This window comes from Vibrio sp. S12_S33 (assembly GCF_963889785.1).
In the GTDB taxonomy this organism is placed as follows: Bacteria; Pseudomonadota; Gammaproteobacteria; order Enterobacterales; family Vibrionaceae; genus Vibrio; species Vibrio aestuarianus.
Genome location: NZ_CAWPQZ010000023.1, coordinates 17,682 through 30,133, shown reverse-complemented (window position 1 = coordinate 30,133; position 12,452 = coordinate 17,682). Strand labels below are relative to the sequence as shown.

General features: G+C 40.6%; 14 protein-coding genes and 1 pseudogene. 2 read left to right on the top strand and 13 right to left on the bottom strand.

Features of this window, described 5'->3' with window-relative positions:
- Window position 1: 1 nt before the first annotated feature.
- The 13 genes from AACW06_RS11765 to AACW06_RS11705 form a co-directional block, all read right to left on the bottom strand.
- Window positions 2–298 (bottom strand): hypothetical protein, encoded by a 297-nt coding sequence (locus AACW06_RS11765; protein ID WP_192075192.1) that lies wholly within the window; start codon window positions 296–298, stop codon window positions 2–4.
- On the bottom strand, window positions 299–871 hold the full coding sequence (locus tag AACW06_RS11760) for a hypothetical protein (protein ID WP_192075191.1): 573 nt from the start codon (window positions 869–871) through the stop codon (window positions 299–301). It abuts the gene before it with no gap.
- A 5-nt stretch (window positions 872–876) separates the two neighbouring features.
- The gene (locus tag AACW06_RS11755) at window positions 877–1,287 is read right to left on the bottom strand and encodes a hypothetical protein (RefSeq protein WP_192075190.1); all 411 of its coding nucleotides are present in this window, start codon (window positions 1,285–1,287) and stop codon (window positions 877–879) included.
- Window positions 1,271–1,843 (bottom strand): hypothetical protein, encoded by a 573-nt coding sequence (locus AACW06_RS11750; protein ID WP_192075189.1) that lies wholly within the window; start codon window positions 1,841–1,843, stop codon window positions 1,271–1,273. The genes AACW06_RS11755 and AACW06_RS11750 overlap by 17 nt, the downstream gene beginning before the upstream one ends.
- Before the next feature lie 35 nt (window positions 1,844–1,878).
- On the bottom strand, window positions 1,879–2,655 hold the full coding sequence (locus tag AACW06_RS11745) for a type III secretion system protein (RefSeq protein ID WP_192075188.1): 777 nt from the start codon (window positions 2,653–2,655) through the stop codon (window positions 1,879–1,881).
- 14 nt (window positions 2,656–2,669) lie between these two features.
- Complete coding sequence (locus AACW06_RS11740) at window positions 2,670–4,148, bottom strand: hypothetical protein (RefSeq protein ID WP_192075187.1); 1,479 nt, start codon at window positions 4,146–4,148, stop codon at window positions 2,670–2,672.
- 132 nt (window positions 4,149–4,280) lie between these two features.
- Entirely contained in the window at window positions 4,281–5,495 is a 1,215-nt protein-coding gene (locus AACW06_RS11735; RefSeq protein ID WP_192075186.1) for a hypothetical protein, read from the bottom strand.
- A gap of 8 nt (window positions 5,496–5,503) precedes the next feature.
- A complete protein-coding gene (locus tag AACW06_RS11730; protein WP_192075185.1) occupies window positions 5,504–6,670 on the bottom strand; it encodes a hypothetical protein in 1,167 nt (388 codons plus the stop codon).
- 26 nt (window positions 6,671–6,696) lie between these two features.
- Window positions 6,697–7,185, bottom strand: a complete 489-nt coding sequence (locus AACW06_RS11725) for a regulator (protein WP_337923414.1) — start codon at window positions 7,183–7,185, stop codon at window positions 6,697–6,699.
- Window positions 7,186–7,225: 40 nt separating this feature from the next.
- Window positions 7,226–7,693, bottom strand: coding sequence for a hypothetical protein (locus AACW06_RS11720; RefSeq protein WP_192075184.1), 468 nt, complete (start codon window positions 7,691–7,693; stop codon window positions 7,226–7,228).
- Window positions 7,680–8,225 carry a type III secretion protein gene (locus tag AACW06_RS11715; protein ID WP_192075183.1) on the bottom strand — a complete coding sequence of 182 codons (546 nt, stop codon included), beginning with the start codon at window positions 8,223–8,225 and terminating at the stop codon, window positions 7,680–7,682. The genes AACW06_RS11720 and AACW06_RS11715 overlap by 14 nt, the downstream gene beginning before the upstream one ends.
- Window positions 8,225–8,473 (bottom strand): EscI/YscI/HrpB family type III secretion system inner rod protein, encoded by a 249-nt coding sequence (locus AACW06_RS11710; protein ID WP_192075182.1) that lies wholly within the window; start codon window positions 8,471–8,473, stop codon window positions 8,225–8,227. Before AACW06_RS11710 ends, AACW06_RS11715 begins: the two co-directional genes overlap by 1 nt.
- A gap of 416 nt (window positions 8,474–8,889) precedes the next feature.
- Window positions 8,890–9,861, bottom strand: coding sequence for an EAL domain-containing protein (locus AACW06_RS11705; RefSeq protein WP_192075181.1), 972 nt, complete (start codon window positions 9,859–9,861; stop codon window positions 8,890–8,892).
- 394 nt (window positions 9,862–10,255) lie between these two features.
- Here AACW06_RS11705 and AACW06_RS11700 point away from each other — a divergent pair, with 394 nt between their 5' ends.
- Together AACW06_RS11700 and AACW06_RS11695 are read left to right on the top strand one after the other, a co-directional pair.
- Window positions 10,256–11,830: a hypothetical protein gene (locus AACW06_RS11700; protein WP_238336695.1), complete on the top strand. Its 1,575-nt coding sequence runs from the start codon at window positions 10,256–10,258 to the stop codon at window positions 11,828–11,830.
- Between the two features lie 150 nt (window positions 11,831–11,980).
- Window positions 11,981–12,373 (top strand): annotated as a pseudogene (locus AACW06_RS11695) (IS5 family transposase); the annotation flags it as partial.
- Between the last annotated feature and the right edge of the window lie 79 nt (window positions 12,374–12,452).

Here is a 12,452-nt window from a genome sequence, read left to right as displayed (position 1 = left end):
ATTAGAACCTCATTATTTCTAACAATTGAAGAGTCAAACGACGAAGATCATCTTCGCGGACACTAAACTCAGAACAAGTAAACGCTAAGTAACCGTCAACCCGTATCAAGTAACCACCTAATACCGATTCAAACTGGTTCAGCTGTTCAATCACCTGTTCCGTATTGCAAACATGAACGAGTTGAAAAAACGGCAAAATGGGATAAATAAGATAGTCGGGATACTCACTAAATACTGTCCGTTCACTTTGCTCGAGATGGAGCAAAAATTGCTCGATTGGATTTAACGTGAATTGCATTTATTTGGGGTACACCAGAACCACATCTTCAGAAGACAACGTAGTTAATTCATCACAGCTTAAGTATGTTTCAAATGGAGCCCAGCTAACCGATAACTTAAGATCTGCGGGTAAACGTTGAGGTTTAAACTGTAAATATTCAGTGTCAATATCAAGCAATTCGGCAACCAGATACATGGTTATTCTGATACGACTACACTTAAAGATACAGGTCATAAGAGAGGGGAGAGCAACCTGATTTTCTTTATCAATGAAGCGTACATATCGTACTCCCTCTTTAGCAAGGTTCATTGCCATAAGATAGTCAAGATATTCTTTTTCAAGGTGTTTAACTTCTAGCCCAAGCAAACGCTCAATGTCTTTGACTCTGACATATCCTGTGCCTTCGATACCTAAATGAGTTAGGGTTATTTCGACTAACTCATCAACAAATTTCGGGGTTAATACCAGTTGACCAAAATCAAGATGAATGGCTTGGTTGTCAAAACAATGCCCTGCGACCGCATTAATCTGCGCCGCCACAGTACTGCTAAGTTGGCGGTAAGGCTTTAAAGATATGATGTCATGAGTCATAGATTTTACCGATTTCGAGAAAGTAGGGCTAATACATTGCGGCTCATCAAATAATCTTTTTCATCCACCCAATCTCTAATTCCTTGAGGTGTTTGGCACACAAAATCATACAATAATTGATAAGTATCTTTAGATGTCATAGTGCTAAAGTCGTGTTCCTGTACTAGTCGTAAAATAAAAGTGATATTGTGGAATTCACTTTCCAATACTCCGTCAACAACAATGGCTTTGACCGTCGGCTCTGAGTAGTGACGTAAACGTTCAAACCACTCAATCACCGCCTTTTTATCAAGATAAATATCGGTATCAGACAGCCGATTCCAACTCAGTCGTTGTGACTTGTTTTTGAGCATTTCATAAGGATCTAATCCGCTATTTTGGATGTCGCAATGGGCTATTCTAGAAGGACTGGTCATCGTTAAGATCTCCGTTAGAATCATTCAAATTTTGTGGCTTTTGTTGGTACCGACGCTCACGATAGTCATACTTTCGACAGAGTACTAACATTGAAAGTAACCCTTCCAGATAATGCTCATAAGCTACCAACTGTTGCAGTACTTCACTGTCTGCGTCCATTCCCTCGGCCAACGCACCTAATGACTCCAGATACTGAGTCATTTTTTTGCGAATAGAGGAAGGATAAAGATGCTGACATTGATTGGCAGCCTGTAAAATAAATAGCTGCGCCTCGTTAAGCGATTGTTTTTCGGGTAAGCCTTGCGTGAACCCATGCCAATCTCTTAAGGCTTTAAGTTGATAACTGTTCAGCATTTTTGAAAATTGCCGCTGCTGTTGAGGTGTCATCGGCTTACGTCTAATACGAAAAAGGCGATGTTGTTTTTTTGCCCGTTTATCAGCTTGCTTAACATCTCGGACACGCTTCGTCTGACTTTCTTCCCGAGTTTGTTTTGTCGGAGTGATGTCAGAAACACGCTCAGCTTTTTGTGATATCGAAAACGAGACACTTCGCATAGGCTAAAAAGAGCGGGCAAGCCCGCTCTTGCTCCTTATCTGTTTGTTGCCTGACTTGCTTTGGCCATGGAATCAAGTATTTCATTCAATTTGACCGCCTCTTGAGTTAAGTCTTGAATGTATTGATCCAGTTGACCATCGAACTTCTCTTTCAGATCTTTAGTGGCTTGGCTCTCTTCTTGAGTTCTCACTTGTGCAGCATTTTGCATCTCATTGACATTGCCTACCATGCTACCGCCCATCTCACTCATTTGAGATACCGCACGATACTTACCAGTACGCCCCTCTTGTAAACGAGCACTAAAATCATTAACGGTATTCGAATCTAATGATTTCACTGAAGTCGACTTGCCATTGGTCATATCAACAACATGTTTATCTTGAAGGGTTTTAGTTTGCCCCATTCGCACAGTTGCTGCCGTGGTTAGTGCCATCGTTACAACTGAAGCAGCCAGTGTAATGCCAAACTTACGCTGTGCATCACCACACTTATCTCCGGCAATTTTCACAGCTAGATCACTAGTCGCGACAGCTTCAGTAATGCGGTTTTGCATCACCTGAGCACGTAAGCGCTGAGACGATTCAATAATCTCGGCTAGCAAAGCCAAAAGGTCACTCATCGAAACAGTGCCTGAATTGACTTCATCTAATGCATTAGAGAAGTCATTCCACTCTTTCTCATTGATCTCTGGGCTTAATGCATTAGAGAAGCCATACCACTCTTTCTCATTGATCTCTAGGCTGTTTGTTGTGTCCTTACCTTCCTTCAGTGTGAAATCCAAAGGCATTGGAATCGTCATTGCAGTTGCCATATTATTTCTCCGGATTACATAGTGATCGAAATCATCTTGTCATTAAATTCACGATAATCACTGTTGGTTTTGTAAAGAGACTCAAACGCATGAGTCACGGCGCGCATCGACTGAGAAAGCATGGTTAATATTTGCTGAATACGAGTTTCTAGCTCTTCTTGTTTAGCTTGAGCAACCTCTAAATCTTTCGAGATATCAGCAGATTTCACGCTATAACCGGTACTAACGACAGAAGTCACATTCGAACTTACTTCCACCACTTGGTTGACCCGTGTCGCTCGAAGCTTAGTTTTCTCACTATTTGTCATCAAATCTTTAAGTGATTCGACCACATCATCCAACATCTGTTTGGCTTTATTGAGAAGTTGACTTGGTCGCATAGCCTTTATGGTGTTGAGCATGTCAGACATTTTGTCAGTAATTTCGGACAACTTATTTAACATATTAGTTGGGTTTAGTTTTTTCACACTAGCAGCAAAGTCGTCCATTACAGACGAAACTTTATCGACCGCTTTGGTTAGACTAGCTAACTGCTCTTTCAGCGCCGTACCCACCGATTTAACAGCATCAGCTGCCGTGTCTAGTGCTTTAATAAAACTCGCTTTCAATTGGTTAAGAGCTTCAAGTGCTTGATTCATGACTTTTGTCACCGTATCAGCCGCTTTTTGCAGAGCTTGTTTGGTCGTGTTAACCAATGTCGTTTTAAATGCTTTGAGTGCATCGACTGCGGTATCTAATAACTTAGTCGCTTTAGTCGCACCGTTTGCGGCAGATTTCCCCAACAGAGCAGCCAATTTAGCAGGGTTTATATTGGCTAAAATACTACGTAGGCTCATCATTGCATCAACAGCACGGTCAACCACACTGGCAGCTTTTGCTGCCGCAGTCGCCGCTGTTTTGGCTATGTTTTTTACCAACTGGGCAGGGTTAAAGCTAAGCAGCATACCAACAAGACCAATGCCGATCTCCAACCCCATTTTAACTTTTTCCCGAGTTTCCTCAGGAACACCTGCCGCTTTCATTATTTCATCTGCGATCTTAGGAATAACAATCGCCGCAACCATGGTTCCAATCATAATTGCCGACATCACTGGGTTAAACGGTGCAATCACAATCGCAGCGATAAAACCAAGCGCCATACCCAATTTGCCCCAAAAGCTTTGTTTCTTCTCTGCTTTTTTCTGTTCTTCGATTTGGCTTTCACGTTCTTTCAGTTGGTTAATCTGAGACTCTTTCTGCACTTCAATCAGTGATTTCTTTGCTTCTGAGTTTTCTTTGCCAGTGCCTGAAACAGCATTCGCGACTTCTTTCATCTGCGCTTCAACCAAACGCCACAAAGCGCTAAGTGAAACAGAACTACCAGGAAGTGGCTGGTTCGGCGAGACCGACTCCACAGCAGAGCTTTGAGTAGACGTGCTCTGCTCACTCTTGCTTTGTTCCTCTACAGCACCGACATAAGCCGGAGCTGAGATGGTATTCATGAGTGTACTCATGTCATTTTCCCTTCATGTATTAGGCCGGGAATAAGCATCCCTCAGGTTTGCTCTACTCTCGATGGACGAGCGACATGTCCCCAGCAATATCATGTCCTTTTATGCTGTTCTCTAGCTGGCGTTGCCAAACAATCAAATATTGCGTGCAATCGCCATTTGTTCATCACGGCATATTGAAAGCCAGTATTTGAGGGTCTGCTGAAGCATTTTGACCTGATCGCCGATTCTGTTGATCTCTTCGATGTCTTCGTCGGTTAACTCCCTAGCGGGAAAGTTGACTAACATGTTGATTAAATCATTTGGATAAATGCCGCTGCCCTTCGTAAAATCAGGATATCGATCCTTTTCCACTTTATCTTTCGGTGTATTTCCGGAACTGGGGTCCCAATCATCAACATTATCCACAAGGTATTGACCAAGTTCACCATCTCCAACGCCAAGTAATACCTCTACCTCAGCAGTTCCTCCCAAAAGGATCTCATCCCATTCTTCTGTAGTTATCGCCCCATCGAGAGCGCACGAAGAGATCAGAAAGATTTTTAACATCGGAGAAAGCCGATTGCAGTCTTTAGCCGCAGGGTTATCTTTCGAAGCCCCATTGATAAAACCATTCGGATCAGTCCAGTAATTGGCCGCACACTTATCTAAGCCTGCTTGATTACTGTCTTCATCGAAGAATAAGAGAATCTTTGCACTCAAAGAGTCTGCTGGAATGTTTTTGCCCACTAAGGGGACTAAATTCTTCACAAAGGTATCAAGAAACCAACTGGTGATTTCTGTTGGTGGATGTTTGTCATATTCGGTATAGGGAGCATGCAATCCACTACCGAAGTGTTCGGTAATTTGCGCAACGTGAACTTCATAATCAGAACCCAGTAATACCGTCAGATCGATCCCCCATTGATCGGCATGCATTAATACGTCGGTCACCAGCAGTTGCATAAGATCTTCATATTCAGTGCCATCCACGCCACCCTCAATAATAGAATCGTAAATCATATCAAGCATTGGCTCTAAAACAGCAGTACCTCCCTGAGTCCACGAATTAATGGCCTCTAATTGCTTACCATAGGCTTCTATGCTCTGTGATAGCGCAATAGCGATCGCCAGATCGGGGTTACCATTGACCATAGCCATAACGACTTGCTTTTGTTGAGCAGCTATCATCGCTAATGTTTCAGCGCTGGCTGGCTGCATATCGGACTCCAAGATAGCGGTGTCGGTTTGATTCAACTTCGCTTGCGCGTTATCAATCGCCGCAAGTCGAGCTTTAATATCTTGCGTAACTATCGTCTTGTTTGGTGAAGAATTTGGTATCGAAATACCACTCAGGTTACTAATATTCATCGTATTACCTATATATTGCGCGTAATCGCCATTTGTTCATCACGGCATATTGAAAGCCAGTATTTGAGGGTCTGCTGGAGCATTTTGACCTGATCACCGATTCTGTTGATCTCTTCAACGTCTTCATCGGTTAATTCTCTTGGAGGAAAGTCGTTGTACATATGCTCAAAATATTCTAAACCTAGACCTTGCCCTTCCCAGTCGACAACCTGGTGTCCATTTTGTGTCAATACTCTCCAGCCATCATGGGCAGGGTCATTCTGGTAACCGTCATTATCGAAAATATAATCAATCGCCGACGTATAACTAGTATTGGTTTGAATAAACGCATCCAATGCACCGATAGGGGCCGTAAGAAACATTTCAATCGTCGATTGTTCCACCTTTGGATTGGTTGTGAGATAGCCAGCCATAAGAGCCATTCGTAACATCGGAGAGAGCCCTGCACTGCTTGGATATCCAGAATCACAAACAAACCCACCAGCATTGTTGAAGTTGTTTCTGTACTGGCTTTGTAAAGCAAAGACCCCACCACAGTTGTCATTCATGTAAATCAAAATATCGTGACAGAGGCTGTCTTGTGGCGCTTTGTTCATCATATAGTTGAAAATATCCTGACAATCATTGGCAAACACGGCGCCATTCAAGCCTTCATGATAGCCATGAGAACCTGATCCAGTACTTTCTAAGAAGTGCCTCATCTGCTCGTCCATTGCAGAGCCGTAACCGTGGGACATGAAGTCCATGATCGCGAGCTGGAATAAATCTTCTAAGGCATAACCAGATGTTTCACCGCTTGTTTTTATACCGTCAAACATCACTGCTATCGCACTCTCAAACATAGCCAGTCCTCCATTGGTCCAGCCTTGTATAACCGACAATTGCTTGCCGTATTTCTCAATACTCTGTGCCAATGCCATTGCAATTGCCTGTTCAGGGTTACCACCAACCATAGCCATGACCACTTGCTTTTGTTGAGCAGCGATCATGGCTAATGTTTCAGCGCTGGCAGGCTGTTTTACCAAGGTCGCGATACTGGCATCGGCTTTATTAAGCTCAGCCTCCGCTTTATTGATTAATTCAATCTGAGCGACGGATTGTGCCAATGTCTCTGGAGATATTTCATCATCAATGTAGTCTAAATTAGAGAGACTATTGGTGGTGCTTGTAATCACTGTCCATTCCTCGGCATAATTAGCAATTAAGACAAATAGGGTTTTAACTGTTTCTGTAAATACTCGAAACGCTGTGAATAAAATTCGTTAAGGTTATCTGATTTAACGATGATCAGAGTTGCAGCCGACTGAATATATTCTTTCAACTTGTAATGACAGAGAGAAATATTAAGGATGGTTTCATCCAAATCATTAGTCGGGTATGTCTTCAAGACACTTAATACATCCAAAGCTTTTTTGAACTGCCCTTTTTCTAAATAAATAGCAGCTAAACAACCGGGCCCACGATGGTCATACGGATTTAATGCGCAATAGGCGGAAAATATTATTTCCGCTTCTTTAAACTGGAACTTATTATAAAACTCAACACCCAATTCAAAGACAGACTTTAATTGAGTTGTTGTGATTTTCTTTGATTTTCGCAATTTGGCCAACTCATGCTCAACCATTTTTCCGTCGAGCAATGAAAAGAATTCATCTCCCATTTTTCCAAATTCAATCTTTTTATTTTTCACTTTTTTTCAATCCTGCTTGAATACATCAATCTATTTCCGGTTAATCAAATAATGGGGCCAAGACTTGATTAACAACATCACATAGCCGATAGGTGCTCGTGATAGTTAAGGGTTGTGATGGGAGATCGGCTCTTAAACGTATCGACCACACCACAGCCAGGCGGTTATCGTATTGAGCGAGCATCATTAGGCCGAGTTGCTGGTTGCTTAATTCTTGTGGGATATGCTGAATGCCAATGGCATCAGACCAAAGGTACAAATTCTGGTCTAGTAATTTTCGAGCTTGTACCAACGACCAACCTTCTCTATTCTGGCGATGCTTTTGGTATTCAATTAGTAACCCAAGAGTCGTCACGACTTTTCTAACCTCGCCAAGACTACTTGATAAACATCGCTGACTATCCTTGTCCGTTAAGTTAGTCAAAACAGAAAAAGAGGTTGGACAAAGTAAACGTTGAGTTAAGCAATAATGCAGCAGCTTCTGATGACGCTTTTTATACGTTTTCATTACCCACCATTTGTACAAAGTAACTTATAGTCAATGTATCTTGCTCAGCCACTAGTCCTTTAAGAAAGCGTTCTATATTACTTTTCTTATTAGAATCCATTTCTTGTAAACTCATGATTAGCACCGATACTCGTTTGTTTTTTTCTCCGCTCACTACTACACTTGCTCGTAACACATTAGGAATCACGCTCAGCTTGTTAAAGATTTCACGGCTTTCAAGTAAATTGCTTTTTACTACCTCTAATTTACTCAAGCTAGCAAACTTTGATTCGAGCAAATCGTTGAGATCTTCACGCTGAAAATAGAAATTAAACTGACTCAGTAGTTCTCGCGCCTTAGGTTCGTTAGGCTTGTCCACGTAAACTAGATAACTTTCCTTATTTCTCTCTAATGTTGCTGGTAATTGTTGTTGGTCTAATAAGACAACAACCTTATTGGCAATATCAGCGGATTCAAAACTAGCAATTTGGGCCGAGCCCTGTTCATTACACCCAGCGAGTATGATCAATAACAAACACCACAGTTTTTTCATTACTGTGCCTTCATCACTTCATTAATTGCATTTGCTGACTTAGAAGCAATTTTTGTTACAGTTTCTTGATACATACTGTAGTGAAAGACAGACTGTTGCAGAGCGAGCGTATCTTGAACAGTGATAGTTTGACCTCCTGCATTAATACGGTCGAGATTGTCAAGAATCTCCTGAAAGCCCTCTCCGATGTTATTAAAAGTATCTTCCATAACGGAAGGCTGAATGTTTTCGATCGTTAAGCTGGGCATATCAACTCCTAGGAGCAATAGGTTTAAAAGATAAATTTGATTTCGACATTAATAACTCTTTAAAAAAAACGCTAATGGGTTATTTTGAATCATTATGAAAAATAAATTCATTTAAAATTTACAATCATAAATTTAAGACTAACTAGATAAATCACACCACTCACCGCTGAATATTTGTGAATTTATCTAAAGTCCAATAGCGCTCATCTAGTGACGCCATCTCTGCCCCTAGGCTAAAAATGCTTTACATGTAGGTATTAAGGATGAACTTGAACCTATATGGCTTAATACATACTCGAAAAATAAGCCTGAATTTAGGTGGTAAAGGGTGAAATTCCACATGTAAGCGAAATCAAACAGTTAAGACTATCGTTCGTACCAAAGGTCAATCGCAACCTATGATCTTTGTTAGTGTTCTATCTATCGATAAGGTCTGAGGTTAGAAATAAATTAAGGGCTGGTGGTTTCAATCCGAGTCTACTTGTTTTCGAAGGCGACTGGGAATAAAAATTAGATGACGAATTCATTTCAATTTCATCTAAAGGTAAAGGCTTAGAGAAGTAATAACCTTGTAGTTTATTTACACCACTCCTGATTAAATAGTCGGCTTGCTCTTTTGTTTCGACCCCTTCAGCTACAGTAATTACACCTAAACGATCGCCTAACTCAATGATCATATCTAACACGGCAGGATTGGTAGTTTTCAAACCTACTTTATCAATGAAGCATTTATCTATTTTTAAATAGTCAAATTTTATATTCTGAATCATTGATAAAGATGTATGTCCAGTACCAAAATCGTCAATAGCAAACTTAAGACCATAATCTCTAAGTAGATCGAGATACGCGACTCCTTCAGGCTCAAGAACTTGACGTTCTGTAATTTCAGCAATAAGACCAATACCAATCTTTCTAAACTGTTCTGTGTAATGCTTGAGTTTTTTTACTCTCTCAACACTACCTAAATACGATGGCGGGATATTCACACCAAGAGATAAGATCGACAGTGTATTAGACTGTTGCAATTCTTCCAAGGTTAATTCTAAAACATAGTCAGTAAGGTCATTAATGATTCCTCTTTCTTCAGCCAAGGGTATAAATTCATCTGGTGAGATTATACCTAGTGTTGGGTGCTTCCAACGAATCAAAGCTTCTAGGCTTTCAATATTTCGGCTATATCCGTTGACAATAGGTTGATAGACAATAAAAAATTCTTTCTTGTTCAACCCTTCCTTCATATCTAAAACGAAACACTCTCTTCGATCACTAATTTTCGATATAAATCGAACATATGGCAACATTACCATCAATAAAACAAATGTATATCCTAAGCCAACAAATACAATTTCATATACAAAGAACTGTCTCATCTCTAGAAGTAAAGTCATATAGTCTCAATTTAGTGTTATTACAATTATGGTTAAAAAATTAACCTATAATTATTAATGGTGGTTAGGTTTTTATGTCTTCAGAATGTAACCACTCGGACCATGAAGTAACGTTACGTTTTTAAACGCTCTACTCGCTCTTAATCTTCATCGCTACATTCATTACTTTTATCACTAAGTGCAATACTATCAAAGAGATAAGACTAGATTATTTTTGAAAAAAAATGACTACTTCAACTCTATTAATCAGAAAGGAAACCAAAAATATATCAATTTTATATTTCGTGCTTTATGGTATGGATTCTTGTGGTGAATATTTCACAAATAATCTCTCGATTTGACCGCTAGTAGATAAGATATTGAGCGATGTGACTATCAACTATGGTACTAAATCATGCGTTCTAATATTCTGAATCTAACACCACAACCCAATACCCTCGAAAGCTCTAAACAACTGAGACAAAGCAATGACTCTCTTAGCGTTAAACAAATAAGCTCCGTACCTGAGCGAGACGTAATTAAACTCATCAATACAATTACGAGTCTGTACAGCCAAGCTCAGGTAAAAAATAAGGACATATCAAGGTTAACGCTCCAACTGGATAGGCTACTAAATCAACAAGAAACTTCCTCCGTAAGACAAACAACTGATTCCAATTCATCAGCACAACAACTCACATCTAAAAGCCCAGAATCAATTTCACAATTAAAGACGGACAGTCACAATGCTCAAGGGACTATAGAGATGCCGAGAACGAATCTACTTAAAGAAATTCAGGCTTTTGGTGGTCGAAATGGATTACAAAAAAAACAAAGCAGCGGTAAGACGGAAATGGCGGTACCAGCTCAAACAACATCACAGCATTTAGCAAATACAGTTCCACTAAAAACGGGAAAGAGTTTACCAAGTATTGACAGCTTACAAGACAAACAGCGAACCACCCAAGCAGCGCCACCTCCGCCGCCACCTCCGCCAGCTTCGTTTTCCGGTAAAGCGATACCCGCTTCTACAGATTCAAACAAAATGTTCGAGCAGATTCGACAGTTTGGCGGAACCAAAGGCTTAAAAGCGCTTAATCAGGGGTCTAAGACAAACCAACCAGTAAAGAGTAGCCCTGAATTATCTCAAGGCCAGAAACTCATCTTCGAAGAGCCAGATAACGTATTAAGCCAATATCAAAGCTTAACTGATGACGATAAAGACCTAGTAGTAAGATTCATTAGCCAGGCTATCATCCATTCAGTAGATCTAGATGTTCTAGGGCAACTGAATAACAACATTGGAGATCTTCAAGCAGATCAAGTGACGCAGGCTCACATCGATAAAATGCCAGACTACTGCCAGTCATTTTTCAATGTAATTAAACCTTATACCAAAGATACGGAATCAGCCCCGCTATTCAGCCATTCGATGTTTAAGAAATCAGATGTCATCGCCGGAAACTACCAACCAGTAAACATAGTTGAAGAAATGATGAAAGGTGATGAGATGAACAACGCAAATTCATCCTCTTCGCAATGGTTAACGGTAAGAGAAGGCCTAGATAAAATGCAGAAACAGCTATCGATGACATCAAGAAAGCGTTATGACAACGGATCTGTTGCATCAACGACCGAAAAAACAAGTGAGGTATTCGCTAAAGCTCAACAAGCTAGTTTAGCATTGATCAACGATTCAACTCGTACCGACTTATTGAGTAAAGACTATCAGAACCAAGTCACTGACTCTTTCAAGAACATTGATGCTTTTAATGGATTTCTAGCTAATCTAGATAAATCAGCGGCCCATAAACTCGAATCAGAGTTTCGCCAAGCAATTCAAACCCCGGAAAAGCTTGAAGAGAGCATTTCTGACTTTCTTAAACAAAGATTACCTACGGGCTTTAAGGAGTTTACCTATCAATCCATCAACGAAGAAAACCAGCGTTTAAAAGCCGAGCTTGCACTGCTAAAAAAAAGGAATCTATAATCACCGTAAATAACACGATTTAGACTTAAACGGTGCTAAAACTGCTTACTAGAAACCTATTTAAGTGAGCAGTTTATCTAAAAATATTCGATAGAACTAAATAAAGAAGCTACGATCTTATCGGCTACATTAGTTAATCATCGTAGCCTTATGCCAAAACCTCGTTACAAAACAACGAACTGGAAACAGTACAACAAAGCCCTAATCAACCGTGGTTCTCTGACCTTTTGGATTGATGAGGAAGCGATAGCCGAGTGGAAGCAAAACAAACAAGGCACGCGTGATAGACCTCGCCGATTCAGCGACTTAGCCATTACTACCGCACTGATGGTGAAACGCGTTTTCTCTATGCCATTGAGAGCGCTGCAAGGTTTTCTAGACTCAGTATTTAATCAGGCTAACATCTCGCTTGTTTGCCCACACTACACCTGTATAAGCCGCCGAAATAAGGAAGTTGAGGTTTCATTTAAAACCAAAACTAGAGGCGCAATACAACATCTGGTCATTGATGCCCCTGGGCTCAAGGTTTATGGAGAAGGTGAATGTGATTTTCATGGTTCGTAGCATGATCCTGATTCTATTGAAAATCAAGCATCTTCAATGATCACGGGCATAGCCCTGT

What these genes read in the sequence shown, in the direction of transcription:
- AACW06_RS11765 (WP_192075192.1), bottom strand. Translation starts at nt 298, where the DNA reads ATGCAATTCACGTTAAATCCAATCGAGCAATTTTTGCTCCATCTCGAG.
- AACW06_RS11760 (WP_192075191.1), bottom strand. Translation starts at nt 871, where the DNA reads ATGACTCATGACATCATATCTTTAAAGCCTTACCGCCAACTTAGCAGT.
- AACW06_RS11755 (WP_192075190.1), bottom strand. Translation starts at nt 1,287, where the DNA reads ATGACCAGTCCTTCTAGAATAGCCCATTGCGACATCCAAAATAGCGGA.
- AACW06_RS11750 (WP_192075189.1), bottom strand. Translation starts at nt 1,843, where the DNA reads ATGCGAAGTGTCTCGTTTTCGATATCACAAAAAGCTGAGCGTGTTTCT.
- AACW06_RS11745 (WP_192075188.1), bottom strand. Translation starts at nt 2,655, where the DNA reads ATGGCAACTGCAATGACGATTCCAATGCCTTTGGATTTCACACTGAAG.
- AACW06_RS11740 (WP_192075187.1), bottom strand. Translation starts at nt 4,148, where the DNA reads ATGAGTACACTCATGAATACCATCTCAGCTCCGGCTTATGTCGGTGCT.
- AACW06_RS11735 (WP_192075186.1), bottom strand. Translation starts at nt 5,495, where the DNA reads ATGAATATTAGTAACCTGAGTGGTATTTCGATACCAAATTCTTCACCA.
- AACW06_RS11720 (WP_192075184.1), bottom strand. Translation starts at nt 7,693, where the DNA reads ATGAAAACGTATAAAAAGCGTCATCAGAAGCTGCTGCATTATTGCTTA.
- AACW06_RS11715 (WP_192075183.1), bottom strand. Translation starts at nt 8,225, where the DNA reads ATGAAAAAACTGTGGTGTTTGTTATTGATCATACTCGCTGGGTGTAAT.
- AACW06_RS11710 (WP_192075182.1), bottom strand. Translation starts at nt 8,473, where the DNA reads ATGCCCAGCTTAACGATCGAAAACATTCAGCCTTCCGTTATGGAAGAT.
- AACW06_RS11705 (WP_192075181.1), bottom strand. Translation starts at nt 9,861, where the DNA reads ATGACTTTACTTCTAGAGATGAGACAGTTCTTTGTATATGAAATTGTA.
- AACW06_RS11700 (WP_238336695.1), top strand. Translation starts at nt 10,256, where the DNA reads ATGCGTTCTAATATTCTGAATCTAACACCACAACCCAATACCCTCGAA.